Here is a 26,633-nt window from a genome sequence, read left to right on the forward strand (position 1 = left end):
TGAGCAAACGTTGCACTCAGTGAACCTGAGCTGTGTATCTGGATGAAGTGAATGGTGGATTTTGCTCGTTCGGTGAACGGATGGAGATATGGCGTCCGCTGAGTGGACGTACGATGGCCGGGTGACGTCACCGGATGCCAACGCAAGTGTGATCGGCAAGATCTGCTCGTTGCTGCGCGCAGCGGGAACCGAGGAGCCGTCGGGCGCCTCGACCACCGCGCTCGCTCGGGCGACCGGAATCGCGCGGCCGACCGCACATCGCCTACTGGCGTCTCTGGCCGACCAAGGATTCGTCGACCGCGACGCCGCCACCGGCCACTGGTCACTGGGCCCGGAGATCTATCTGCTCGGATCGATGGCGGCATTGCGGTACGACATCACCGACCAGGCTCGAAAGATAGTGCAGGCGTTGGCCACCGAGAGTGGAGAGAGTGCGTTTCTGTCGGCGCGGCGTGGGGCGGAGACCGTGTGTCTGCTTCGGGTGGAAGGGAGCTTTCCCCTGCGCTCACACGTGTTGTACGAGGGCATTCGGCTGCCGCTCGGGGTGGCGTCCGCAGGCCTGGCCATTCTTGCGCACCTTCCCGACCGGGAAGTCGACGAGTATCTCGGTGGAGTGGACCTGGTGCCCGAGTGGGGAGAAGACCACTCCGACAGCGAGATTCGACGCCGCATCGCACACACCCGCACCACCGGATTCGCCGTCAACCCGGCGTTGCTGGTGGAAGGCAGCTGGGGCCTCGGCGCCGCCGTGTTCGACCGTGCCGGAGGTCCGGCATGGGCATTGAGCCTGACGGGTGTCGAGACACGATTCCGTGATGATCGGCGCCGGGAGTTGGGCAAGCTGCTGCTCGACGCGGCACACCGACTCACCGTGCAACTGGGGGAGCGGCCCGCTTAGCTGTCGAGTTCCTCCAGAATGTCCGCGGCGTCTAGGCTGCCTGCGGCGGCCAACCTCTTCAACTCGGCGCGGTCGCCACGTTCACCGGCGAGCTCGACGAGGATGTCGACGGCATCGCTGCTGCCTGCCTCGGCGAGGGAGCGGAGTTCGTCGAGGTCGTTTCGAGAGCCCGCGAATTCGACCAACTCGTCGATGGCATCCTGATCACCGCGGGCCGCACGCTCGCGCAACTCCACCAGTTCTGACGACGTCGAATCGGGCTCGCTCATGGAGTGGAGTGTAGAACGAATCGGCGGAAAGCGGCAGGTCAGCCGCCCCAATTTCGGCTCCTGCGTTCTTGTCGGTGGCCCGGGTTAGTCTTCTTTCGGTTCGAACGCACGTTCTGAATTGTTGCTCACCGGGGGGTGAAAAAATGGGTGCACTACCGACTGTGTCGCTGGAGGCGTTGACCGCTGCCGCGCGTGAGGAGAATCGGCACGCGGCGCGCAAGATCAGCGCCTGCTACACCGTGCACTGCGACTGGATCACCCGCGACACCGAGCACAAGCACTACAGCCGATACGGACGCACCGAAATGGCTGTCGCGTTGGGCTGCTCGGCGACGGTCGCCGAATCGTATGTGTCCGTCGGAGTCGCCCTGCACACCCGGCTCCCACTGCTACGGGCAGCGTTCGAGACAGGGGAGATCGACCTCCCCCGCGTGCGGACCGTATGCCGGATCCTCGACAACCTCTCCGACGCCATCGTCAGGTCGGTCGAGAAAGAGGTGGTCGAGGCGGCGCGGAGGTCGTCCCCGGGCCCGCTCGAGCAGGCGATCTGGGACATCCTGCTGCGGATTGCTCCGGAGGAAGCAGCGGCGCTGCGGGAGTTCGCGAAGAAGTTCCGCACCGTCACCTACAGTCCCGCCGGCGAACTCGCCCGCATCCGAGCCGAGTTGACCGCACCCGAAGCGGCCGCCGCATGGCAACTCCTCGAGGAAATGGCCGACACCCTCTGCTCGAAGGATCCGCGCGGGAAGAAAGAACGCCTGTGTGATGCGTTCATGGCCCGCATGCACGGCGAACCCCGACTGGCATGCCTGTGCCACCGCGAGGATTGCCCGAAGAACGACGCCGTGTTGCCGGATCGGCGGGTGTCGTTGACGATGATCACCGTCGATATCGCCACCCTCATCGGACTGCTCGCCAACCCCGCCTACCTGGCCGGGCATGGTTCCATCGACCCCGATCTCGCGCAGGAGCTGGCACGCAACAGCCATTGGCAGATCCTGCTCACCGAGGCGGTGACTCTTGCGGAGAAACTCGGACTGGCAGTCCAGAACCCGGAGACCGGGGAATGGGAACGAACACCGACAGACCAGCAGCAGGAGTCGGACTCAGCGTCGGATCCGGTGAACGACACGGACACGAACGCTGCTTCGGCAACAAACGCTCCCGAGACTCGCAGCTGCACCGGTAGCGACTCGGTACGGGCGACTGAATCCGAATCATGCACGACCACTGGCACATCCACTGACACTGATGCCGACACTGATGCCGACACTGATGCCGACACCGATGCCGACACCGATGCCGACACCGATGCCGACACCGATGCCGAATCATCCACGGCACCCGCACCCGCACCCGACCCCGCGCCCTCGCCGACCAGCGCGACGGCAACGGCCACTGCGCCAGTACCGGCGACAGCGGCGGACTCTGTCTCCGGCAAGGAAAAAGATCCCGGCCGTGGCTCCGATGCAGCACCATCGCATGCAGCATCGGCCCGAGGTCCGTTCGACACATCGAGTTCGACACCCGACCCGACCGGCGAATCACCTCGAACACCCGATCCAGCACAAGCACCTGCGCCGCTGCCGGGGACGACAACCTCACCGGCTCCGCTGGCGGGTCAGACCGCGGACACCGCTGCCCATCCAGCGGCAGATCCAGCTCCCCCCGACCCTGGCGGAGACGAAGACGGACCACGACGGACCCAATCGCTGACCTCCGCCGCAGCCCTGTTCTGCACCCACACCCCCGTCGGCCGGGGCACACGGCACAGCTCTGCCCTCGATCTCCCGACACTGAACCGCGCCGCCCTGAACCAGTCGGGCCTCGGTCGTTCGGGCAACCGCACCGGCTGTACAGCCAGTGGCATCTACCTCGGCAACGCATCGCTCGCCGCTGCACTCGAAGCTGCTATCGCCGCCGATCCCACCCTCGGAAAATCAGTACCTCGCGACCCGCTCACCGACCGCGCCCTGATCTACCGACCCGACACCCTCACCACCGCAGCCGTCCGACTCCGCGACAAACACTGCCGCTTCCCCGGCTGCCACCGACCCGCCGCACGCTGCCAACTCGACCACATCACCCCCTTCGACCACACCAACCCCCTCGGCGGAGGCTGGACCACCGTCAACAACCTCCAATGCCTCTGCGAATACCACCACAGTGTCAAAACCGCCGGCTACTGGACCACCACCATGCTCCCCGGCGGAGCCATCCTCTGGAGATCCACATTCAAGACCACACGAATCACCCTGCCCACCAACGGCACAGCTGTCCCCATCCTCGGCAACGACCTCACACCACACATCCCCACCCGACCGACACGATCCGGCATCATCGCCTACCCCGACCCACCCGACAACCGACAGCCCGAGACAAACGACACGGCAGCACCGCCGTTCTAGGCGATGCTGCCGAGGGTCTCTGTGCCCGCTCCGTCAGCTCAGGTGCTGAATGTGGTCGCGGGTGAATTCGATGCGCTCGTCGACGCGTCCGTCTCCGACCTTGTTCACCCAATCCGGGTCGGACAGCAGTGCTCGTCCGACGGCCACCAGATCGAACTCGTTGTCCTCGAACTGGCCGACCAGTGCATCGAGTCCGGTGACACCGGATGCGGCGTCCTCCGACCATGCCGAAGTGAACACGGAGTCGAGGCCAACCGATCCGACAGTGATCGTCGGGACGCCGGTGAGCTTGCGGGTCCACCCGGCCAAGCCCAGCTTTCCGTCGTTGCCGTCCAGCTCAGGGAACGCCGGATCCCAGTGGCGGCGGGTCGAGGCGTGCAGAATGTCCACTCCGGCGTCGACGAGAGGAGTCAGGACACGTCCGAGTTCCTCCGGATTCTGGGCGATCCGGGCGTCGAAGTGATTGCTCTTCCACTGCGAGAAGCGGTACACGATGGCGAAGTCCTCACCTACCGCGGCGCGGATCGCCGCAACGACCTGCGCGGGGAAGCGAGTCCGAGCTTCGAGAGAACCACCGAACTCGTCGTCGCGCACATTGGTTGTGGCCCAGAGGAATTCGTCGAGCAGATACCAGTGCGCGCCGTGCAGTTCGAGGCCGTCGAAGCCGGTGTTCTTCGCGTTGACCGCGGCCTGCACCCACTGCGAGGTGAGTTCGTCGAGGTCGGCGTCGGTGAATGCCCGACCCACCGAAGAACCGTCGAGTGCAATGCCCGACGGACTCACCGTGGTGACGTCCGGGAAGAGGCGAGGCTCGGTGCCGCGCTCGACGCCGAGGTGCCACAGCTGCGGGATGATCGCGCTGCCCTCGGCGTGGACGGCGTCGACGACACCCTTCCAGCCCTCGAGGCTGGCGTCACCGTAGATCCGCGGGACGCGGGTGTGCGGGCCGGCTGCGGGGTCTGGAATGTAGGTGCCTTCGGTGATGATGAGGCCGGTGCCGCCGGCCGCGCGCTTGCGGTAGTACTCGGCGACATCCGGGCCGGGTACTCCGTCGGGAGAAAAGGCGCGCGTCATCGGGGCCATGGCGAAGCGATTGCGCAGCTTCAGCGACTTGACCTCGAACGGCTCGAAGAGCCCGGCGGTGGACAGATGCTGTGTTGTGGATGCAGTTTCGGTCACGCCTGCGCACAACCGGCATGCAACCCGAGCTATTCCCGGCGCAGGGCTGTTAGCGTCGGAGCCTTATGAGCCCCTCGCCGCTGATTTCTGCCGCCGAACTGCACGACCTCTTCGAGATGGGGCGGGCTCCGGTCGTCCTCGATATTCGATTCATGCTGCAGACCGGAAGCGACAGAGCCGGTTACGAGGCCGGCCACATCCCGAACGCGCAGTTCGTGGACCTCGACGCGGAGCTTGCCGCGGTCCCGGGTCCAGGCGGCCGCCACCCGTTGCCCGACACCGAGACGTTCGTCGCAGCGATGCGTGGCGCCGGGGTGAGTGACGACTCCTCGGTCGTGGTCTACGACGGAGGGCCGGCGACCGCGGCCGCGCGCGGCTGGTGGTTGTTGCGCTACTACGGCCATGCCGACGTGCGAGTCCTCGACGGCGGTCTCGCCCAGTGGGTCGCGGCCGGATTCCCGATCGGTACCGAACCGTCGATCGTGGCGGCCGGATCGTTCACTGCGAGGCCGTCCCTTGCGTCCGTTCTCGACGTCGACGACGTACTCGACTTCGCCCGGGACAACGTACTGCTCGACGCCCGGGCACCCGAGCGGTTCCGCGGGGAAGTGGAACCGGTGGATCCCGTGGCCGGTCACATCCCCGGCGCGGTCAATCGGCCGACGACCGAGAACGTCGATGCGGACGGCAAGTTTCTGGACCCCGGGGTACTCGATGGCACATTCGGTGGACTTGTGCCCGAGGGAAAGAAAGTCGCCGTCTACTGCGGTTCCGGGGTGACCGCGGCACATCAGATTCTCGCGCTCGAATTGGCGGGCATCGATGCTGCGTTGTATCCGGGCTCGTGGTCGGGATGGATCACCGATCCGACGCGTCCCCGGGCCTAGAGTGCGCCTCTGAGCAGTATGTTCATGCAACCAGGGTTGAACTTGAATCCAACTTCAACTATACCTGGGGCATGAAGGTTGAAGGCAGAGTTGCCATCGTCACCGGAGGTGGTGGCGGAATCGGCGGAGCCATCGCCGCTCGACTCTCCGAGCACGGCGCACGCGTCGTCGTCTCCGATCTCGACGAAACCACGGCCCGATCCGTGGCCGACGCCATCGAACGCGATCGGCCGGGAACGGCCGTCGCCGCTGCGGCGGACGCGTCGAACACCGAGGACATCCAACGGCTGATCGCGGTGGCCGAGGAATCGTTCGGCCCCGTCGATCTCTACTTCGCCAACGCAGGCATCAGCGGCGCACCCGGGCTCGACGCCGCCGAGCAGGACTGGGACCTGTCGTTCGACGTCAACGTACGCGCGCACATTCGGGCCGCGCAGCTGTTGGTGCCGGGTTGGCTCGAGCGCGGCGAGGGATACTTCGTCAGCACCGCCTCGGCGGCCGGCCTGCTCACCCAGATCGGCTCGGCGACATATGCGACGACCAAGCACGCGGCGGTCGGTTTCGCCGAGTGGATGAACGTCACCTATGGCAACCGCGGAATTCGCGTCAGCTGCCTGTGCCCGATGGGTGTCAACACCAAACTGCTCTACGAGGGACGCGAATCCGGAGATGCGTTGGGAGCGGCGGCAACTGCCGCGGTTCTCAGTGCCGGTGCCGTGCTCGAACCGCTCGATGTCGCCGATGTGGTGCTCGACGCGATGGACCGCGAGCAGTTCCTCATCCTGCCGCACGAGAACGTACTGGACATGTACCGCAACAAGGGTGCCGATTACGACCGGTGGTTGCGCGGCATGCGTCGCTACCAGGACAGCTTGCTCGACAACAACCGATAGGGGCCCACCGTGGCATTTTTCGAGACCTCCGACCGTGCGAAGAAATACGAGTCGGATCTGTTGGAGTTCATGGACTCTCACATCTACCCGGCCGAGGCAGTGTACGAGCAGCAGATGCTCGAGTCGGGTGACCCGCACTTCCAGCCGCCGATCATCGAGGACTTGAAGAAGGAAGCGCGCTCGCGTGGACTGTGGAATCTGTTCCACCCGCATCCCGAGTGGGGCCCCGGCCTGACCAACCTCGAATACGCACCGCTGGCCGAGATCATGGGACGAAGCCTGCTCGCTCCCGAGGCATGCAACTGCAACGCACCGGACACCGGCAACATGGAGGTGTTCACGCTCTTCGGTACCGACGAGCACAAAGAGAAGTACCTGAAGCCGTTGCTGGACGGCACCATTCGCTCTGCCTTTGCGATGACCGAACCCGATGTGGCCAGCTCGGACGCCACCAACATCGCGATGAAGATGGACCGCGACGGTGACGACTTCATCCTCAACGGGCGCAAGTGGTGGACGTCCAATGCGATGCACAAGAACTGCAAGGTGCTCATCGTGATGGGCAAGACCGATCCCGAGGCGGCCACGCACCGTCAGCAGTCGATGCTGGTGGTGCCCATCGACGCACCCGGTGTCACCGTTCTGCGCAACCTGCCGGTGTTCGGCTACATCGACCGCGAAGGTCACGCCGAGGTGCTCTTCGAGGATGTGCGGGTTCCGGCCAAGGACGTGTTGAAGGGGCCGGGGGAGGGCTTCGCCATCAGCCAGGCTCGCCTGGGTCCCGGCCGTATCCACCACGCGATGCGCACCATCGGCGTGGCAGAACGTGCGCTCGAATTGCTCTGTCGCCGTGCGGTATCGCGCGTGACGTTCGGCAAGCCGGTGGCGATGCGCTCGAACATTCAGGACTGGATCGCCGAGGCGCGCATCGAGATCGAGAAGACCAGGTTGCTCACGTTCAAAGCCGCGTACCTGATGGACACCGTCGGGAACAAGGAAGCGCGCACGGAGATCGCAGCGATCAAGGTTGCGGCCCCCGAGATGGCTCTGAAGATCATCGACCGGGCCATCCAGGTCCACGGCGGAGGCGGAGTGTCCAACGACTTCCCGCTGGCCATGATGTACGCACACATACGCACGCTGCGGCTCGCAGACGGTCCCGACGAGGTGCACAAGATGTCGATCGCGAAAATGGAGCTGAAGAAGTATCTCTGAACGGAGGCTATCGGCCCGGCTGCCAGGCCGGGTCGCGGCCGATGAAGGCCATCAGCTGGTCCTGCGGGGACGCGTCGTCGGCAACGGGGACGGCGGGGCCGTACTGCCCGCTGTCCCGAAGCACCTGCTCCATCGGTCGCATGGCCTCGAGCGCTGCGGCGCAGCGTTCCTGGCCCAGATCAGGCTCTCGGCCGAGGGCTTTCGCCAGGTCCCAGGAGTGCATCCAGACGTCGGCGGTGTAGAACATGTCGATCGCCTCGTCCACCGGCATGTCTCCGGTGTGCGGGTTGCTCAGCACCCGGTCGGCGGGGTCGTCGAGAATCGCTTGGATGTCGGCGACGTGCTGCGTCCAGGCTGCGGCCGGGTCGGCTTCGACGTCGAGCGCGGGTAGCGCGATTCCGGCACCCCCAGCGAGGAAGCCGCGAGACCACTCGATCAAATGCTGCACGACATCGCGTGCAGCCCAACCCGATACCGGGCTCGGCCCGGGCCAGTCCTCCGGTGACGCGGACAGAACGAGTGCACTGAACCTTGCCGCGTCCTGTGCGTGCTGCTGGGCCGGACCGGTGTGCTGCTGGAGGAGTTCGTCGAGCTTGTCGTAGCCCTCCTTCACGCCGACGTCCATGCCGCTCGACAGCATGCCGTCGCGACTCGCGAAGTCCGACATCACGCTCAGAACCCTCAGCCGTGTACCGCCATCGCCTCGGCTCTCGAAGGTGAGCGTTTCGAGCGCGACCGAGTCGGGTGCACCCTCCCAGGTGAAGGTCCACACGATTCGCTCGTTGGCACGCACCTCGTGGAAGCTGCCGAAGAACGCGGCGATCTCCTCACCGTCCCGGTCGTTGGCGAAAGCCCAGGCTCCTCCGGTATGCCCCTCCCACTTCAGTATTCGGGTCGTCAACGATCGCGGCCCCACCCATCGGCGATACAGCTCGGGGTCGATGTGAGCGCGAAAGACCTGCTCCGGCGTCGCATCGAACTCTCGGATGATCTCGATCGTGGGGACTTTCTCGTCCGCGACGATCTCGGTTTCGTGTGCAGTCATGACACTTCTTTCGTCTCGGTGGTCTTGTCGTCTGCGATGGTGTTCAGCAGGGCGTCGAGGCGTCGATAACGTTGTTCTGCTTCCTGGCGATAACGCTCGATCCATTTCGTCATCAGGCCGAACACCTCGGCGTCGAGATGCACCGGACGACGTTGGGCATCCTTGCTGCGCGTGACCAACCCGGCTTCCTCGAGCACCTTCACGTGTTTGGAGACAGCTTGCAGGCTCATCTCGTACGGCTCGGCCAGTTCGCTGACGTTCGCGTCACCGCCGGCGAGCCGGGCGACGATGTCACGTCGAGTGGGATCGGCCAGGGCCGCGAACGTCCTGTTGAGCTGCTCTGTTCGATCGTCCATGGGGTTCCTCGCTGTGCGTTGATGCCGAGAGTAAGCCGCTCGCCCGGCGTAGTCAACCATTTGGTTGATCAAGCTGATCGCCTACCCTCGACCCATGAGCGACGGTGACGACATGGTGCGGGACGTGCTCTCCCGGGTACCGGGGCATCCGCTGCGGGTGGCGATCGACGGTGTGACGGCATCTGGGAAAACCACCTGCGCACAATGGCTGGTGGATGCCGTTGCAGCGCAGGGGCGTCCGTCCGTACATGTGACCATGGACGGCTTCCATCACCGGCGTGCCCACCGGTATCGACAGGGGCGGGCGTCGGCTCTCGGCTATTACCGGGACGCGTACGACTTCGACGCGTTTGTCTCACACGTGCTGATCCCGTTGGGGCCGAACGGAAGCGGTGCCATTCGGCGTCGGATCATCGATCTGGCGACGGACGAGCCGGTGGATGATCCGCTCGAACCGGTGCCGGCCGACGCGATCGTCGTGGTGGACGGAACGTTCTTGCATCGGCCGCCGCTGCCCGACTACTGGGACTACACAGTCTTCGTCGATACCCCCATGGACGTCGCACGAGCCCGCGGCATCGCCAGGGATGCGGAGGCGCTCGGTGGCCCGGAGGCGGCAGGTCGGGCCTTCGACCAGCGCTATCACGCGGCATGCCGGATCTATCTGGACGAGGTGGATCCGCGCGCTCGGGCAACGCGAGTGTTGCCGGTCGACTGGATTGCTATCGGATGACCATCGTCCGTGCAGTCGGATGTACGGGCAGCATCACCGACGACGTCCCGCACACGGCGATGCGGTCGAGTGCCATCCAGCGCACTCGACCGCACCACTGCCGCAGCGTGTTTCAGAAATGAATCACCCCGCGCATGTTCTTGCCGTCACGCAGGTCCTGGTAGCCCTCGTTGACCTGTTCGAGGGAGTAGGTCGAGGTGATCAGCTCGTCGAGCTTGAGTTGCCCGGCGTCGTACAGGCGTAGCAAGCGCACGATGTCGTACTGCGGGTTCGCGGACCCGAAGAGCGTGCCCTTGATCGTCTTCTGATTCAACGTCAGATCCGTGCCGGACACGTGCACCGTCAGCTTCTCGGGATCGGCGAGGCCGGTGATGACGACGGTGCCGCCCTTACCGATTGCCGCGGTCGCGGCCTGCACGACCTCCTCGTCGACGGTTCCGACCAGAATCAGAGCCTGGTCCGCTCCCTGGCCCCACGTGAGTTCGGTCAACTTCTCCTGGGCCGACACGGCATCCGCGAACGCGTGAGTCGCACCGAACTTCAGTGCCTGGTTGCGCTTGAACTCGAGCGGATCCACGACGAGCACATGCTTCGCGCCCGAATGCACGGCTCCCTGAACGGCATTGATGCCGAGGCCGCCGATGCCGTAGATGATCACCGAGTCGCCTGCGCGTACACCGCCCGCGTACACGGCGGTGCCCCAGCCGGACGGGACGCCGCAGCCCACGAGAACTGCTGTCTCCAAGGGCAACCAGTCGTCGATCTTGACGACGGAGTGCTGCGAGATGGTGGCGCGCTCGGAGAAGGTACCGAGCATGCACATCGCTCCGAATTCGGTGCCCTTGCTGTCACGGCGACGGAACGTGCCGTCGGGCATGCAGCCCTCGAGGATCGTTGCGCCCATGTCGCACAGGTTCTGTCGGCCCGTGGAGCAATAGCGGCAGGTGCCGCAGTTCGGGATGAAGGAACAGACGACATGATCGCCTGGCTTGACCTTGGTGACGCCGGGACCGACTTCCTCGATGATGCCGGAACCCTCGTGGCCGCCGACGATGGGGAAGCGTGGTGGCAGGTCGCCGTCGAGCAGATGTAGATCCGAATGACACAGTCCTGCTGCGACATACTTGATCAGGACTTCACCGGGGCCGGGGCCGTCCATCTCGAGTTCGATGATCTCGAACGGCTTGTGCGGCTCGAACAGTACTGCTGCTTTGGTCTTCACAGAGATTCTCCTGAGTTCGATTCAGCGGTAGATGGATTTGACGTGTTGGAAATTTCCGATGGCGTCGGGCCCCAGCTCGCGCCCGATTCCGCTGTCCTTGACCCCGCCGAACGGGGACGAGGGATCCACCATGTAGTGGTTGATGCCGATGGTTCCGGTGTGAATTCGCTTGGCCACGTCGAAACCTCGCTCGTCGTCGGCGGTCCAGACGGATCCACCGAGCCCGAAATCCGAGTCGTTGGCAATGCTGATCGCCTCGGCTTCGTCGCCGTACGGGATGATCGACAGGACGGGCCCGAAGATCTCTTCCTGCGCGATGGTGTGGTTGTTGTCGACGTCGGCGAAGATCGTCGGTTGAACGAACCAGCCGCGATCGAGGTCTGCGGGCCTACCGCCGCCGGTGACGAGCCGAGCGCCGTCGCCGCTTCCTTTCGCGATGTAACCCTCGACGCGATCGCGCTGCCGCTCGCTGGCCATCGGCCCGATCTGGGTGGCCGGGTCGAGCGCGTCGCCGACGGCCAATGAGTTCGCGAACGCTTCCATCATGCCGACCACCTCGTCGTAGCGGGAGCGCGGCGCGAGGACTCGGGTGCCGAGGAAGCACGTCTGACCGTTGTTGAGAAACGTTGCACCGAAGAGGTTCTCGCCGATCTCGGCGAGATCGAGATTCGCGTCGTCGAGGATGATCGACGCCGACTTGCCGCCCAGTTCGAGAGTCACCGGGCGCAACAGGCGGCCACATGTTTCGGCGATGGACCGCCCGGCTGCGGTGGAGCCGGTGAACGCGACCTTGTCGATGCCTCGATGCGAGACCAGATGGGCACCGATCTCACGGCCACCGGGAACGATGTTGATGACGCCGGGCGGCAACCCAGCGGCAATGATGGCCTCCGCCAACACAACCGAGTCGAGCACCGTCTCGGGAGACGGCTTGAGCACGACGGTGCAGCCGGCTGCGAGGGCCGGTGCGTACTTGAACGCGGCCAGAGTCTGCGGGAAATTCCACGGTGCGATGGCGCCGACGACGCCGATCGGCTCGCGTCGAACCGTTGTCGTCCCGCCCATCAGGTGGGGGTGAGATTCCTCGAACTGCGCGGTTCGCGCGAGACCCGAGAAGTACCGCATCACGGCGACCGGGAAGCCGCCTTCGAGTTGCTCCGCAATGGAGATCGGCATGCCGTTCTGTGCCGCCACGAGTCGGGCGAGCTGGTCGCCTCGCTTCTCGTACTCGTCGGCGAGTCGATCGATCGCGTCGGCGCGCTTCGAGGGCTCCCACCGACTCCAACCGCTGGGGTCCTCGAATGCGCGGCGGGCAGCGGCCACCGCCGCATCGACGTCGGCTTCCTGTGCCTCGGGTACCGATCCGATGCGTTCTTCGCTACTTGCCGAACGGACTTCGATGCGGGCGGACGAGCTGGGTTCCACCCACTCGCCGCCGATGAAGAGCGACGGTGCGTCGAGCTGCTCTCGTGTTGTCGTGTGTGCATCCATGCATACGAGTGTGACCCCGATCACGGATGTCGAGTGTTCAGAAAGTGGACAACCTCAGCCGAGGATGCCGAACTCGCGCATCCGCTTGTACAGGGTGGTCCGACTGATTCCCAGGCTCTCCGCCGTCGTGCGTTTGTTGCCGCCCTGCCGCGCCAACTCGTGCACGATGGCGTCGCGCATCGCGGTGTCGAGCGTGCTCATCCGAGTCGTCGACGCGTTCTTGCGCGGTCTGACCAGTTCCCGTTCGGTGATGTCTCCGACGGATCTACGCGATGCGGCCTCGGTGACCTCGGCTCGGAGTTCGCCGATGTTGCCCGGCCAGTCGTAGTCGATCAGCGCCGACAACGCTGCGGGCGTGAAGTGCGCGCGGGATTCGAGCTCGGCCATGATGGCGCGGACCAGGTCCGGGATTTCGTGTCGGCGAGAGCGCAAGGGGGCCAGCTCGATGGTGTCGGCGCAAAGCGAAAGGAGTTGGCGGTGTTCGAGTTCGGCCGAGTCGGTGGCCGAGCTCGACAACGCGTACCACCCGCGGGCGGACGACAGAGTCGAATGCAACCGGCTCGCCACCGGACCCGGGAGAAAGTGCACGTTCTTGATCACCACATCGTGTGCAGCCTCGACCTGATGCTCGACGGCTGTCAACCACTCGGCCGGGGTCGTTGTCACCAGATCTGCGGCGTCGAACCAGTGCGGTGACGTCGTTGCTGTCAGTCGGGCGAGGGTGGTCGACTTTCCGGTTCCGGGTTCGCCGATGACACACAACGGCTTTCGGATTCTCGGAGCGGGAACAGGGGTGCGCACGGTGTCGTGAGGATCGATCTCGATGACGATTCCAGCGGCCGATACCGGACGCTCCCAGCGCACGGTTGCGTGCAGTCCGGAATTGAGGATCACATCGTGTACGACGCCACTGCGCCGGATCGAATCGTCGGTGAGCGCGCGCAGTGCGGAATGATCGACTGAATCGATCATTGCTGCAGCGCTGGTGTTTTCGAGCAGAATCTCGTCGGCGATCGCAATGATCGGCGCACCGCGACGCTGCGAGGACGCGTACTGAAATGCCTGGAACAGTCGATGTTCACCGGAGCGGGTCTCTTCGAGGAGCCTGCCCTGAATGTCCTGTGCGGCATGGACGAGCATCGGTTCGAGTAGCGGGTTGTCACCGGAGGCCAGGAAGGTGATGTCGAGAACGCCCTCGATGCGGCGTGTGACAGGGTGTATCAGGGGGTGGCCGTAGCAACTGAAGGTCTTCATCGACTCGATGTAGTGCTCTTCGGCACGCACGGCACAGGGTGCGCGCATCTCGAAGGTCGTCGAGATCGAATTGGTACCCGATGCCTGTTCGGTGAACGACCGGCCGACGACCGCGCCGACCGAGGACACGGCATCTCGTAGCGAATGGGTTCCGAAACGGAGATCGACCAGCCGGGCATCGCGATCCGCGAGCAGAACGCAGTACCCGGAGCCGTCGAGCACACTCTCCATCCGATCGAGGATGGGGTTTGCCGCGGCGAGGAGGCGGCTGCGACGATCGACGTCACGAAGACTCGCCTGCTCCAGGGTGTCCGCCGGTGCGAGACCGCTCTGCGCCGACCGTTGCCAGGACTTGGCGATGGAATCTCGGAGCTTGTCTGCACCGCTGAGCATCGCGCGTACCTCCGTTGGCCGGCGCTTGGTCGTGCTGTGACGGTAGCGCCGACTGCCCGGTTCGACGCGCGTTTCGACAGAACCTGTCCGATCGGGCAGTGATGCATTGACAGTGCACTGTCATGAGCGCAAAATGACAGCACACTGTCAAATTCTGGAGGCTCGACATGACAACGATCGCTCTGTACGCCACCGACACCATGGCGGACTGGGAATACGGATACCTCACCGCAGGTCTGGCCATGGCCCGCGAGCAGGACCAGGACGCCAACCGGCTGATCGTCGCATCGGAGACGGGGGAGGCCGTCACGACGATGGGCGGATTGCGCATCACGCCCGACGTTGCGCTCGCCGGGCTTCCCACTCTCGATGCGTTGATTCTGCCCGGCGCGCCCAGCTGGGACTCCGGTCACGATGCGGTGCTGAGGCTCGCAGTCGAACTCGTTGCGGCGGGCACTCCGGTCGCGGCGATCTGCGGGGCAACATTGGGTGTGGCCCGGGCCGGGCTGCTCGACGACCGGCCGCATACCTCGAATGCCGCCGAGTTCCTCACGCAGGCAACCGAATATCGTGGAGCGGAGCACTACCGCGACGAGAAGGCAGTGTCCGACGGCACCGTGATCACCGCAGGCGGCGTGAGCCCGTTGGAGTTCGCGAAGCTCGTGTTCGAGCGGTTGAACGTGTTTCCCCAACCCGTGGTCGATGCCTGGTACGGCCTTTACACGACAGGGGAACGCAAGTACTACGACCAGCTGGCGGGCGCATGAGCCAGCGCACTCCGGAGGGTGATGCGCTCACAGCCCTGGTGTTGCCCGTCTTCGAGCTCAACGGTGAATTTCTCGCCGCCGCACACGACATCACCGAGCCGACAGGTCTGACTCCGGCGTGGTGGCAGGTCCTGGGAGCCACCCTGGACGAGCCGCTCTCGGTTGCCGACATCGCGCGACGCGTCGGGCTGGGGTTGGCACGCCAGAGTGTGCAGCGGACGGCAAATCTGTTGGTGGACAAAGGTTGGGCCGTGTACGTCGACAACCCGAACCACAAGCGGGCAAAGCTGCTGGAGCCGACCCCCAAGGGGCGCGACACCGTTGCCGAGCTGCGGGATGCGCAACATGCGTGGTCCGATGCAGTGGGATCCGCTGTGGGAGAAAGCGAACTGCAGGCGTTCGCGGCAACCCTGGAGAAGATCCTCGCGGCATCACGGGACTATCGCGGGGGCAGTGCATAATTCGGGCATGGTTGCGCTCGGGGTACTTCTGACCGGATTGCTGGCCGGATTGTCGATGCAGTCCGGCGGGATCGACATCTTCGGCGACACCAGGTTCGGCGGGCTGCTGTTCTCCAGTGGCGGCGTGGGAGTTGCGGTCGCGCTGATTCTTGCGTCGGGTACGGCGATGGTCGTTCGTCGGCGCAGCGTGCTGGCCGGACTGTCCATCGCCGCTGCTGTTGTCATCGGGGGCTCGGTACTGCTGTTCTCGTGCGACTCCGCCGAGGTGGTGGCAGGCGGAGTCCTGTTGGGATGCAGTGCAGTACAGGCGAATCGGAGACGAGTTCATCGGGCGCTACTGATCGGGTCCTTCCTTCTCGGCCTGCTGTCCGCCGGCGCGGTCGAGGCATTGCACTACCCCGCTGTTCCCCGGCGCTACGCCGACTACCTCACCGAATCCGATATGGGCACACCGGTGGTCGTTCCGGTGCTGTGCGTGCTCGTGGTGGTGGCAGTGGCGTGGGCAGCGCGCAACGAAAACCAGGGCGAAAGCCCGGCGACCGAGCGCGATATCCGCACAGTCGCGGCGGTACTGCTGGTGACGATCGGTGGGCTGCTGCTGAATGTGGCGTTCGTGTTCAGCATGTTCCAGAGCGAGTACGGGTTCGGCGGCCGCTGGTACTACGGCCTTTTTGTCGTACTCGTATTGTTCGCAGCCGCTGCTCTGCTACCGGGGCGTAGCGGCGTCATGGTCCTCGCCGGAACGGCCGTGTTGCTCACCTCGACCACGACCTCGGGTGTGGGTATCAGTGTCTCGGACGGAGTGTGGACACTCGGACTCGTAGCCGTCATTGCAGTCTCGGTGGCGGCCGGTACTGCGCTCGGATTGCGTTGGGGGCGTATGCTGATCGGCGTTGCAGTTCTGGCAGTGGTCTGCGTGACGGCACTGTTCGATAGCCCGCCGCTGGACAACGTGCACTACGTCGCGAGCCTGATCGTCTTTCCGGCCGCCGCGGCCTACCTGTACGTCGCGTGCACGCCTGCCGCCCCGACGCCGTCGACCCTCGGCCTTGCCATACCGGTGGCGATCACGGTGCCGATGGTCGTCACGTACGGATGGACGGCGTACACGCCGTTGACCTCCGCACTGACGGACACGTCCTGGCCCGAAAAGTGGCTCTCCACGGGTGGTGCATCGGCAACGGTCGTGCTCGCAGGCGTCGGGATGTGGGCTCTGAACCGCTACCGGGCTCGGCGGTAGACGACGTGGAGGACCTGGTCCGATCCCGCTACCTCGGTCCGCTCCATCGTCGTGGGATCCCAGCCGTCGTAGATCGGTTCCCCAGCTCCGAGAATCACCGGCGAGACCGCAAGATGTAGGTGATCGACGAGCCCCGCCTTCAGGTACTGCCGCACCGTCGATGCCCCGCCGCCGAGGCGCACGTCCTTGCCCGACGCCGCCTCGTGGGCACGATCGAGCACCGTTTCGATGGGATCGTCGGTGAAGTGGAACGTGGTGCCGACCATCTCCAGTGGCGGCCGTGGGTGATGGGTCAGGACGAACACCGGGTGGTGGTACGGCGGCTCCTCACCCCACCAGCCGCGCCAGCTGTAGTCCGGCCACTCGCCGCGGACCGGACCGAACATGTTGCGGCCCATGATGGTTGCGCCGATGTTCTCGGTGCCGAGATCGAGCATCCGCTGATCGGTGTCAGGGTCTTCTGTGTCGGAGCGGTCGGCGAACACCCACTGGTGCAGCGCCATGCCGTCGACGCCCATGGGGTTGTCCTGGCTCTGATCAGGACCGGCGGCGAAGCCGTCGAGCGAGACCGACAGATTGTGTACCCGAAGTGTCATACCCGAGTAGACCACCAGCGGAGGGCAAAGTCATCGGAGTACCGTTTTCTTCATGGCTTACAGATACCTCGGAAACAGCGGACTGAAGATTTCGGAGATCACCTACGGCAACTGGTTGACCCACGGATCGCAGGTGGAGAACGACATCGCCACCCAGTGCGTACGCGCGGCCCTCGATGCCGGCATCACCACCTTCGACACCGCCGACGTCTACGCCAACGGAGCCGCCGAGACGGTGCTCGGGGACGCGTTGAAAGGGGAGCGTCGAGAATCACTGGAGATCTTCACCAAGGTCTACTTCCCCGTCGGGCCCAAGGGCCCCAACGACACCGGACTCTCGCGCAAGCACATCCTCGAAGGCATCGACGCGTCGCTGCGTCGACTCGGCACCGACTACGTGGACCTCTACCAGGCGCATCGCTACGACGTCGAGACCCCGCTCGAGGAGACCATCGCCGCGTTCGGTGATGTCGTCCGCCAGGGCAAGGCGCTCTACATCGGCGTCTCCGAATGGACCGCCGATCAACTGCGCGCCGGGCAGGAACTCGCCCGTCAGAACGGCTTCTCGATCATCTCGAATCAGCCGCAGTACTCGGCGCTGTGGCGCGTCATCGAGGATCAGGTGATCCCGACTTCGAAGGAACTGGGCATCTCGCAGATCGTCTGGTCGCCCATCGCCCAGGGTGTGCTCACCGGAAAGTATCTCCCCGGTCAACCACTGCCCGACGGCTCGCGCGCCAAGGACGACAAGGGCGGCGACAAGATGATCGCGCGGTACCTCGACGACCAGACGCTCACCCGGGTGCAGCAGTTGAAGCCCATCGCGGACGATCTGGGAATCACCATGGCGCAGTTGGCCGTTGCGTGGGTACTGGCCAACGACAACATCGCGGCAGCGCTGGTCGGAGCCTCGCGCCCCGAGCAGATCGCCGAGAACATCAAGGCCTCCGAGGTGACCCTCGACGCCGACGTGCTCGCGAAGATCGACGACGCCCTCGGTGATTCCGTCGAGCGGGACGCGAGCAAGACGGGCTCGCCGGAAGCACGTCTGGTCTGACCGCCTGCCCGAGTCGGTCCGATCCGAACAGGGTAATAAGGAGGTATGGACATGATCACCGTCGATACACCTCAGGGCCAGGTTCGCGGTCGGACCGGCGCAGGCGTCACCTCGTTCCTCGGAGTTCCGTACGCCGAGGCCCCGTTCGGACCCCGCCGCTTCCAGGCTCCGTCGCCGCCGCCCACGTGGGACGGAGTGCGCGACGCCCTCGAACTCGGGGCCACCGTCCCCAAAGTGGGATACCGGCCACCGACGAGTGAGATCCTCAGCGAACCGGTGGTACCCGGTGACGACTGCCTGAACGTCAACGTCTTCACCCCCGACGTCGGCGGATCGGCACCGGTGTTCGTCTGGATTCACGGCGGAGCATTCGTCAACGGCAGCAACGCCATTCCCACGTACGACGGTTCCGCATTCGCGCGCGACGGTGTCGTGGCCGTGGTGATCAACTACCGACTCGGAGTCGACGGTTTCGCGTCGATCGACGGTGCCCCGGCCAACCGCGGGATGCTGGACCAGGTCGCGGCCCTCGAATGGGTACGTGACCACATCGCTTCCTACGGCGGCGACCCCGCGCGGGTGACCATCGCAGGGGAGTCGGCCGGCGCGATGAGCGTCGGCACCCTGATGTCGATGCCCCGTGCCGAGGGACTCTTCCAGCGGGCAATTCTGCAGAGCGGAGCCGGTCACCACGTCATCACCGCCGAGACCGCGGCGAAGGTCTCCGCGGCGTTGGCCTCCGGGCTCGGAGTCGAGGCCTCGATCGACGGCCTCGATTCGGTACCGGTGGATGCGTTGGTGGACGCCCAACGCGAACTGTCCGATCGGATCACCGCCGAGGCCCCGACCGGAGCGTGGGGTGAGCTGGCCCTGAACGTGATGGCCTTCGAGCCGTACATCGACGGCGATGTGGTTCCTGCACTGCCTTTTTCGAGGATCAGCGATGGTGCGAGCGCACAGGTGGACGTGTTGATCGGAACCACCAGCGAAGAACACGCGTTCTTCATCGTGCCGGCCGGAATCGTCCCGCACCTCACCGAGGACTACGTGAAGATGGTCCTCGCCGGATACCGGGCCGACCCGTCCGCGCTGGACCGGTACCGCGAACAGCTGCCCGACGCCTCGGCGGGCGAGCTGATGATCGCCGTCATGACCGACTGGTTCTTCCGTATTCCGGCCACGCGTCTGGTCGAGGCTCGCTCCGGCGACGCCTTCGTCTACGAATTCACCTGGCGTTCATCGCTGTTCGACGGCGCTCTCGGAGCCTGCCATGCGCTGGAGATCCCGTTCGTGTTCGACATGCTGCACAAGCCCGAGACCGCACGAATCACCGGCCCGAACCCGCCGCAGCAGGTTGCCGATCAGATGCACCGTGCCTGGGTCGACTTCGTGCGCGACGGCTCTCCCGGCTGGGACCGGTACGGCACCGACCGCGCGGTGATGATGTTCGGCAACGAGCCCGGCGTCGCCCTCGATCCAAGGTCGGCAACCCGCGCGGTGTGGGACGGGGTGCGCTGAGCACCTGAGCACCTGAGCGGCTGCGCCGCACGTGCGCGCGGAGCCTGCGGTCGTTCCGCAGGCTCCGCGCCGAACCTCGTACTCTGCTACGAGTTTCCGCGCACATGGGTCAGCTCAGGTGATGCACTTCCTGTAGCCCGTAGACGGGGGTGTCGATGCCCTCGTAGCGTGCCTTGATCTGCAAGGCCAGGTAGAGCGAATAGTGCCGTGACTGGTGCAGATTGCCGCCGTGGAACCAGAAATTCTCCTGCTGCGTCGGCTTCCACATGTTGCGCTGCTCGCCCTCCCATGGACCGGGATCCTTGGTGGTGTTCGAGCCGAGGCCCCAGCACTTGCCGACCTTGTCCGCGGTCTGCTGATCGATCAGGTCGGCGACCCAGCCGTTCATCGACCCGTAGCCGGTGGCGTAGACGATCAGATCGGCCGGTAGCTCGGTACCGTCGTCGAGTACGACGCCGGTCTTGCTGATCCGATCCACCTGCCCCGCAACGAGTTTGATCTTGCCGTCCGCCACCAGCTCGGACGCGCCGACATCGATGTAGTAGCCAGAGCCGCGACGCAGGTACTTCATGAACAGTCCCGAACCGTCGTCACCGAAGTCGAGTTGGAAGCCGGCCTTCTCCAGCCGATCGTAGAAGTCCTTGTCCTGCTCCGCGATCTGCTGGTACACCGGAATCTGGAACTCGTGCATGATCCGGTAGGGCAGGGACGCGAACGTGAGATCGGCTTTGCCCGTGGTCATTCCGGACTCGACGGCTCGCTCGGAGTACAGATCACCGAGCGCGATCTCGCAGAGCGAATCGGACTTGACGATGTGCGTCGACGAACGCTGCAGCATCGTCACATCGACGCCCGTCTCGTACAGTGCCTTGCAGATGTCGTGTGCAGAATTGTTCGAGCCCACCACCACGACGCGCTTGCCGACATAGGCGTCGGGACCGGGGTGTTCGCTGGAATGGTGCTGCTCGCCCTCGAACTCGTCCATGCCGGGGAAATTCGGCACGTTCTTCTTACCGGACATTCCGGTGGCCATCACCAGCTGCTTGGGCCGCAGGATCACTTCTTCGCCGTCACGATCGACGACGACCGTCCACTCCTTCGCCACCTCGTCGTAGGTGGCGGACTTCGCCGTGGTCTTGCTCCAGTACGGAACTTCCATGACCTTGGTGTACATCTCGAGCCAGTCACCGATCTTGTCCTTCGGCGCGAACACCGGCCAGTTCGGCGGGAACGGCAGGTACGGGAGATGGTCGTACCAGACCGGATCGTGCAGGCACAGCGACTTGTAGCGCCCACGCCACTGGTCGCCGGGGCGCTCTGCACGGTCGACGACGATCGCAGGCACGCCGAGCTGCCGGAACCGCGCACCGAGAGCGATGCCGCCCTGGCCGCCACCGACGACGAGGGCGTACGGCTGCACGCTGTAGCCGAGTTCCTTCTCCTCGATCTCCTTCTTCTCCGCCCAGTTCTGGGTATCGGCATTCGAGCCGTGCACCGCGCCCTTGATGCGCGACTTGCCCTGACGCTCCTCGTGCCCCTTGAGCTCCTGCATCGTGGTCAGCAGAGTCCAGGCCACGTCGTCGCCGGTGTCTGCGTCGACGGTCAGGCGCAGGTGGCCTTTGCCGCGGCTGGTTGCGGTCTCGAACTCGATCCACGCCGAGACGACGCCGTCCGCCTCGTCGGGTACCTCCGTGGAGTGAAAGCCCGTCGGATCGGTGTCGTCGAGCCGCTCGGAGAGCATGTCGGACACGCCGTCCCGGCCCTCCACCGTCTTGAGATTCCAGGTGAAGGTGACGAGGTCACGCCAGAAGCTGCTGACGGCGAACATGCCGGCAACACGAGGAACATCGCGGGCGACCAGTGCCTCCTCGAACTTCGACAGCCAGGCGTCGACCCGTTCCTGCGGGGTGTGTGTGCGGGTGATGTCGACCGGTTCGATGGTCTGCGTCATGAAAACTCCTCGTGGCGAAAGTGTGCTCGTTGTGTGACCCAGCACACTCCCGCCGCGTGGCGAAGTCGAGAGTTGCAGTGGGTTGCAGCGCGCCGAGGTATCGACCGTGTCGAGAAGAAGCCCGTGTCTACGTATGGGTGGGCCTGAGAACCAGGGCTCCCAGAAACTGACACACCTGCAGTGCCAGCGCGAGATCGAGCTTGTCCCCGCTGGTCGTGTGTAGTTCGAGCGCTTTGGTCACCCGATACTTCACCGTGTTGCGGTGGACATTGAGTTCCTGGGCCGCGTGCAGATGACTCTCGTCGTGCGCGAAATATGCATGCAGGGTGTTTCTCAGCACGGCCGCGTTGGGCGTGTCGTCCGCGAGCGTGCCCAGCGTCTCCCAGACCCAGTACCGGGCCGAATCGAGATCCTGGGCGAGCAGCGACACGATGGCCACATTCTTGTCGCCGTAGCCGAGAACCTCACGCACCGGTGTCCCGGGTATCGACGCGATGGAGTACGCGGCACGTGCCTGCTCGTGGGTCCGGCGGAACCCGTCGACGCCCTTGCCCGGTAACCCGACGGCCATGCGGGTGGAGGGGTCGAGGCGAAGGGCCGCAGCCAGTTCGGCCGTATCGACCGTCGGCGTGCGGGTACCCAGGGGGATCCAGGCCCACGCGGTTCGGCGATCGATCGCGGTGACGATCGGCGGACCTGCGGAGCGCATCGCCGCGGCGGCGCGGCGGGAAATGACGTCGATCGATCCGAGGGTCGTCGTCGAGTCCGATCCATCGCTCCATACGACGACACCGAGATGATTCTGGTTCAGCAGGTAACCGGTGTGGGCCTCGAACGTCGTTGTGGTTCCGCTCCGGTCGGCCAGCAGTGTGTGAATGGTCGACGAATGAACGGTTCCCTTGGCCCCGATCCACCGAATGCGTTCGGTCTCGTATGCGTCGAAGACGAACAGCGTTATCCAGTCGATGTAGTTGTAGACGACGTCCGAAATATGTTTCAGGACAGCAAAATCGAGCTCCGAATCGTTCGAGTTCTTCTTCACTTCCTCGAAGCAGATACTCATCATTTCGTTCTGGCCCAGGTGATAGGCCCGCACCAGTGAATTCGACGGAACATCTCGCTGAGCAAGGCGCAGTGCGTACTCGACGGCTGCGGTGGTCGGCTGCAGGCGGTCGACCGGAATGTCGTTGGCCAGTACATGCACGATCGTCGAGATGTTGCCGTGGACAGAGGCCTCGAGAAGCTGCACGAGGACGGGGTCGTCGTCCAGATGATCGATATCGTGCGCCATGAGCGAGGTCATCGCCCGGACCATGTCGAGTTCTCGCGCCGACAGCGACCGCGCGACCTGTGCGACGGCGGCGAGAACGTCCTCGTGGGCCGTCGCAGGCACATGAGCAAGCCGGCTGCGGGCAACCGCCCGACGGTCCTCGGGTTCGAGGTTCGTCACCCCACGTCCTTCTTCTGCCGCCGTAGGTATCGCAACGCGGACTCCGCTGCGTTGTATCCACACATTCCGTGTGCGCCGGCACCCGGGGGAGTCGACGCGGAACACAGATACACACCGGGAACTCCGATACTGTACGGATCCAACGCAATTCGAGGTCGAAGTACCACCTGAAGTTCGGTGTTCGCGCCCCCGATGATGTCGCCGCCGAGGTAGTTCGGATTCGAGGCCTCCAGTTCGGCGGGGGAGGTGACGACGGTGGCGACGACGATATCTCGGAATCCAGGTGCGAATCGTTCGATCTGGGCGATGATCGCCTCGGTCGCGTTGCCGGTGAATCCGTTGGGCACATGGGCGTACGCGTACAGCGGATTGATCGACCCGGCAGATCGCGTCGGGTCGGCCACGTACTGCTGGCCCACCAACACGAACGGCCGATCCGGCATGACGCCCAGATTGATCGCCTTCTCGCTCGCCGCGATCTGCTCGAAGGAACCTCCCAGATGAACGGTGCCGGCGCGCCCGCACGCGGCGTTCGTCCACGGTACGTGTCCGTCGATCGCGAAATCGATCTTGAATGCGGCCGGAGCGCGACGAAACTTGCGGTAGGAGCGCGCGATACGAGAGGGCACCGCATCGCCGTAGATGTCGAGTGCGCCGCGCGGTGACGTATCGAGCAGGACCACGTCGGATCGGGGAATGTCCGAGGCCGTCCGTACTCGAACGCCGGTGTCGATCTTGCCACCGTGATCGGCCAGCATCGACGCCAACGCCTGCGTTATCGCCCCGGAACCGCCCTCGGCCACCGGCCAGCCGTAGCGATGACCCGAGGCAGCGAGCATCAACCCGACGGCCGACGTCGCCGGTCGGTCCAATCGGTAGTAGGCGTGAGCCGCCAGCCCGCCGAACATCGCTCTCGCCTTGTCCGTTCGCCACCACTTCGCCGACACGGTGGCCGGTAGCAGTGCGCGTGGACCGAAGGCCGCAAGGGCCAGCGGGTGCCGCGGCACGTTCGCGATCGGGCGCATCAAGTCGGCAGCGAGGACGTCGAAATTGCGGGCCAGGTCACCGAACATCCGGTTCCAACGCACCCCGTCGACACCAAGACCGTCGGCCGTTGCCTCTATCGACCGGTGGATCGATCCTGCATCACCGTTGTCGAGCGGGTGTGCGCAGTCGATGTCCGCCAGTTGCCACCGCAGGCCGTAGCGCTCGAGGTCGAGCGTGCGCAGATACGGCGAACCCGCACCCATCGGATGGAACGCCGAACACAGATCGTGGGTCACACCCGGCACTGTCATCTCGGCGCTGCGCGTTCCCCCGCCGATGGTGTCCGCGGCCTCGAGAACATGAACATCGACCCCGGCGCGAGCGAGGCGTACCGCGGCAGCGAGCCCGTTCGGCCCGCTGCCGACGACCACGGCTGTGGTCATACCTGCTCGCCGCGTTGCGGAGCGGGCGCGACGACGGAGTCGCCTGCGGCGCGTGCGGTGTTCTCGCGCATCTTCGGTTCCTTCACGGTGCCGGGATCGGTGGCGGCGCGGTTCGCGTCGATGTCCAGTGTCCACGTCACAGTCACCGGAATCGGGCCGTTCGGCAACCACGGCTGCTGCTCGATGGCATCGGAGACCTTGTACGTACCGCGTTCGATGACTCCCAGTGCCGCATCGATGACCTGATATTGCTGGTAGTTCTTGTGAATGGGCTGCGACTCGATCCAGACCACGAGAAATTCTCCCGGCGCGAAATTGCATCGGCGTTGAATCGCCGCGATCAGCTTGGCGTCGTGCAGATGGCCGTCACCGAAGTTGAACGCCACGATCGAATTGCACGAGAACTCGGCGTCACGCAACGTGTAGGTGTCGATGTCCTCGCCGAGGTGATTCATCATCAGAGAGAACAGTGCGCGACCCTGGCTGTGCATCGAACGCCAGCCGAGCAGCTGGTGCATCACCACGTCGGCGACATCGGCCGGATAGGTCGCCAGCAGCTGAGTGCGAGTGTTCTGGCTCGGCCGCTTGATGAACTCGTCGATCTTGTCCTCGCAACCGGGAGCGAACGCCCACGTCGCCGACGCCCAGTTGCCGGCGTACTGACGCATCGACGGCAGGAACGAGACCAAATCGGGTCGGAGGTTGCCGACGATCGGGAAGAACACGAGCGCAACGACGATGACGGCCAGCAGCACCGGAGAGGAGAAGTTCCATACGGCGAAACCGTCGGCGTTCGGGAACCCGAGGAAGAGGAACACCGCCGCGAACGCGAAGAACAGATTCCATTCCAGTGGGACGGCGAGCGGGAACGTCGAGGTGATGAACAGGTGGAATGCGACCATCAATGCGGCGGCAGCGAGAGCGACGACGGCATCGGTGGTGAAGAGCAGGACCAGCGGCGTCGCGACCTCGACCAACGTTCCGAGGACGTGACCGATGCCGCCGGCCATCGTGGACGGGCGAAGGTCGTCCGGGAAGTTGCGGTAATGCGCGCGCTTGAGACGGGTCGAGGTGATCCACGGGGTGTTCGAGAGCATCGGCGGAATGACCATCGAGAAATGGTGGCCGAGCTTGGAGATTCCGGCACCGACCCACACCGAGACCATCAGCAGTTTGAGGGCGATGATCATGTCGACGAACGGCAGTAGCCCGAAGAACAGCACGGCTGGGAAATACTGCTCACCGCGGGCGGCGATGAAGATGACCTTGTCGCGCAACCCGATCACGACGAGAAGGGCGGCGAGGGTGATCATCAGTGCGGGCCGCACCAGGCCGTTGTTGTCCGCGATCGCAGCGTCGATCGAGCTGCTGTGCACGCCGGGAAGGATCAGTGCCGCAACGATGTTGCCCACGATCGCGGCGTAGACGATGACATCGAAGACCGTGCGGCTGTCACCGGAGGTGAAGGGCACCTTTCCCGGCCACGGTGGAAGACGAATCGTGTTGGGGCGCAACCAGAAGAGCGCGCCGCCCATCATCGGCTTGAAGTGACCGGCAAGCGGGCCCCACGATCCGCCCAGGCCGAGCGTTTCGAGGAGCAACGTCCACAGCAGGATCTTTTGGTACACGATCGGTTCGTTCCACCACGCCGAGAAGTCGAGAGGATTGTGCCCGGAGGTCAACGTGGCTATCGACACGCCGATGGCGAGGTAGAGGACTGCGAGTTTGAGAATGTAGATGGTGTGCACCATCTTCGGGGTTCCGAAGCCGTGGTCGGCCCAGTGGGTCGACATCGCCCGCAGTCGGTCGCGGAACGGTAGATCGAGGAAGGTGGCCGGGTCGACCGGCGGGAAGTTTCCTTCTTTGAATCCCATGTCGTTACTCCTGTGTGGGTGGTGTGGGTACGGGTGATCGCCTCAC

The 26,633-nt window shown here is 64.8% G+C and carries 23 protein-coding genes; 11 read left to right on the top strand and 12 right to left on the bottom strand.

What is annotated here, in order from left to right:
- Positions 1-88 precede the first annotated feature (88 nt).
- Positions 89-898, top strand: coding sequence for an IclR family transcriptional regulator (locus CH295_RS12835; protein ID WP_094740912.1), 810 nt, complete (start codon positions 89-91; stop codon positions 896-898).
- Here the strand turns inward: CH295_RS12835 and CH295_RS12840 are convergent.
- Positions 895-1,167: a hypothetical protein gene (locus tag CH295_RS12840; protein ID WP_094740913.1), complete on the bottom strand. Its 273-nt coding sequence runs from the start codon at positions 1,165-1,167 to the stop codon at positions 895-897. The two genes, CH295_RS12835 and CH295_RS12840, sit on opposite strands and share 4 nt — an antisense overlap.
- Before the next feature lie 143 nt (positions 1,168-1,310).
- Between CH295_RS12840 and CH295_RS12845 the strand changes: the two genes are divergently transcribed.
- Positions 1,311-3,575 (top strand): HNH endonuclease signature motif containing protein, encoded by a 2,265-nt coding sequence (locus CH295_RS12845; RefSeq protein ID WP_094740914.1) that lies wholly within the window; start codon positions 1,311-1,313, stop codon positions 3,573-3,575.
- Between the two features lie 33 nt (positions 3,576-3,608).
- Here the strand turns inward: CH295_RS12845 and CH295_RS12850 are convergent, their stop codons facing one another.
- Positions 3,609-4,754, bottom strand: a complete 1,146-nt coding sequence (locus tag CH295_RS12850) for an NADH:flavin oxidoreductase (protein ID WP_170945880.1) — start codon at positions 4,752-4,754, stop codon at positions 3,609-3,611.
- A 65-nt stretch (positions 4,755-4,819) separates the two neighbouring features.
- Between CH295_RS12850 and CH295_RS12855 the strand changes: the two genes are divergently transcribed.
- From CH295_RS12855 to CH295_RS12865, 3 genes are all read left to right on the top strand, one after another.
- Positions 4,820-5,641, top strand: coding sequence for a sulfurtransferase (locus CH295_RS12855; protein WP_094740915.1), 822 nt, complete (start codon positions 4,820-4,822; stop codon positions 5,639-5,641).
- 71 nt (positions 5,642-5,712) lie between these two features.
- Complete coding sequence (locus tag CH295_RS12860) at positions 5,713-6,534, top strand: SDR family oxidoreductase (RefSeq protein ID WP_037194941.1); 822 nt, start codon at positions 5,713-5,715, stop codon at positions 6,532-6,534.
- 69 nt (positions 6,535-6,603) lie between these two features.
- Positions 6,604-7,749, top strand: a complete 1,146-nt coding sequence (locus CH295_RS12865) for an acyl-CoA dehydrogenase family protein (RefSeq protein WP_371828273.1) — start codon at positions 6,604-6,606, stop codon at positions 7,747-7,749.
- Positions 7,750-7,756: 7 nt separating this feature from the next.
- On the opposite strand, the gene CH295_RS28520 is transcribed toward CH295_RS12865, so the two are convergent.
- Both CH295_RS28520 and CH295_RS12875 read right to left on the bottom strand, forming a co-directional pair.
- Entirely contained in the window at positions 7,757-8,794 is a 1,038-nt protein-coding gene (locus CH295_RS28520) for an SRPBCC domain-containing protein (protein WP_094632420.1), read from the bottom strand.
- Complete coding sequence (locus tag CH295_RS12875; protein WP_094740916.1) at positions 8,791-9,150, bottom strand: ArsR/SmtB family transcription factor; 360 nt, start codon at positions 9,148-9,150, stop codon at positions 8,791-8,793. The genes CH295_RS28520 and CH295_RS12875 overlap by 4 nt, the downstream gene beginning before the upstream one ends.
- A gap of 94 nt (positions 9,151-9,244) precedes the next feature.
- Between CH295_RS12875 and CH295_RS12880 the strand changes: the two genes are divergently transcribed.
- Complete coding sequence (locus CH295_RS12880) at positions 9,245-9,883, top strand: nucleoside/nucleotide kinase family protein (RefSeq protein ID WP_094740917.1); 639 nt, start codon at positions 9,245-9,247, stop codon at positions 9,881-9,883.
- A 112-nt stretch (positions 9,884-9,995) separates the two neighbouring features.
- On the opposite strand, the gene CH295_RS12885 is transcribed toward CH295_RS12880, so the two are convergent.
- The 3 genes from CH295_RS12885 to CH295_RS12895 are packed head-to-tail and all read right to left on the bottom strand — an operon-like array spanning position 9,996 to position 14,243.
- Positions 9,996-11,105: an NDMA-dependent alcohol dehydrogenase gene (locus CH295_RS12885; protein ID WP_094740918.1), complete on the bottom strand. Its 1,110-nt coding sequence runs from the start codon at positions 11,103-11,105 to the stop codon at positions 9,996-9,998.
- A 21-nt stretch (positions 11,106-11,126) separates the two neighbouring features.
- Positions 11,127-12,596, bottom strand: a complete 1,470-nt coding sequence (locus CH295_RS12890) for an aldehyde dehydrogenase (RefSeq protein WP_037194946.1) — start codon at positions 12,594-12,596, stop codon at positions 11,127-11,129.
- Positions 12,597-12,650: 54 nt separating this feature from the next.
- On the bottom strand, positions 12,651-14,243 hold the full coding sequence (locus CH295_RS12895) for a sigma-54-dependent Fis family transcriptional regulator (protein WP_094740919.1): 1,593 nt from the start codon (positions 14,241-14,243) through the stop codon (positions 12,651-12,653).
- 167 nt (positions 14,244-14,410) lie between these two features.
- Between CH295_RS12895 and CH295_RS12900 the strand changes: the two genes are divergently transcribed.
- From CH295_RS12900 to CH295_RS12910, 3 genes are read left to right on the top strand one after another with little or no spacing between them, the layout of a single operon-like run.
- Positions 14,411-15,010: a DJ-1/PfpI family protein gene (locus tag CH295_RS12900; protein WP_094740920.1), complete on the top strand. Its 600-nt coding sequence runs from the start codon at positions 14,411-14,413 to the stop codon at positions 15,008-15,010.
- A complete protein-coding gene (locus tag CH295_RS12905; RefSeq protein WP_094632432.1) occupies positions 15,007-15,471 on the top strand; it encodes a MarR family winged helix-turn-helix transcriptional regulator in 465 nt (154 codons plus the stop codon). Before CH295_RS12900 ends, CH295_RS12905 begins: the two co-directional genes overlap by 4 nt.
- A gap of 7 nt (positions 15,472-15,478) precedes the next feature.
- Complete coding sequence (locus tag CH295_RS12910; protein ID WP_094740921.1) at positions 15,479-16,711, top strand: hypothetical protein; 1,233 nt, start codon at positions 15,479-15,481, stop codon at positions 16,709-16,711.
- Here CH295_RS12910 and CH295_RS12915 read toward each other — a convergent pair.
- Entirely contained in the window at positions 16,693-17,307 is a 615-nt protein-coding gene (locus tag CH295_RS12915; protein ID WP_094632732.1) for a dihydrofolate reductase family protein, read from the bottom strand. The two genes, CH295_RS12910 and CH295_RS12915, sit on opposite strands and share 19 nt — an antisense overlap.
- 52 nt (positions 17,308-17,359) lie before the next feature.
- Between CH295_RS12915 and CH295_RS12920 the strand changes: the two genes are divergently transcribed.
- Both CH295_RS12920 and CH295_RS12925 read left to right on the top strand, forming a co-directional pair.
- Positions 17,360-18,364, top strand: a complete 1,005-nt coding sequence (locus tag CH295_RS12920; protein WP_037194955.1) for an aldo/keto reductase family protein — start codon at positions 17,360-17,362, stop codon at positions 18,362-18,364.
- A gap of 45 nt (positions 18,365-18,409) precedes the next feature.
- Positions 18,410-19,882 (top strand): carboxylesterase/lipase family protein, encoded by a 1,473-nt coding sequence (locus tag CH295_RS12925; RefSeq protein ID WP_094740922.1) that lies wholly within the window; start codon positions 18,410-18,412, stop codon positions 19,880-19,882.
- Positions 19,883-19,991: 109 nt separating this feature from the next.
- Here the strand turns inward: CH295_RS12925 and CH295_RS12930 are convergent, their stop codons facing one another.
- The 4 genes from CH295_RS12930 to CH295_RS12945 form a co-directional block, all read right to left on the bottom strand.
- Positions 19,992-21,833 (bottom strand): flavin-containing monooxygenase, encoded by a 1,842-nt coding sequence (locus CH295_RS12930; protein ID WP_094740923.1) that lies wholly within the window; start codon positions 21,831-21,833, stop codon positions 19,992-19,994.
- A gap of 127 nt (positions 21,834-21,960) precedes the next feature.
- Positions 21,961-23,283, bottom strand: a complete 1,323-nt coding sequence (locus CH295_RS12935; protein ID WP_094740924.1) for a PucR family transcriptional regulator — start codon at positions 23,281-23,283, stop codon at positions 21,961-21,963.
- Entirely contained in the window at positions 23,280-24,713 is a 1,434-nt protein-coding gene (locus CH295_RS12940; RefSeq protein ID WP_094740925.1) for a phytoene desaturase family protein, read from the bottom strand. The genes CH295_RS12935 and CH295_RS12940 overlap by 4 nt, the downstream gene beginning before the upstream one ends.
- Entirely contained in the window at positions 24,710-26,587 is a 1,878-nt protein-coding gene (locus CH295_RS12945) for a DUF3556 domain-containing protein (RefSeq protein ID WP_094740926.1), read from the bottom strand. The genes CH295_RS12940 and CH295_RS12945 overlap by 4 nt, the downstream gene beginning before the upstream one ends.
- Positions 26,588-26,633: the final 46 nt, after the last annotated feature.

The organism is Rhodococcus sp. 14-2483-1-2 (assembly GCF_002259405.1).
In the GTDB taxonomy this organism is placed as follows: Bacteria; Actinomycetota; Actinomycetes; order Mycobacteriales; family Mycobacteriaceae; genus Rhodococcoides.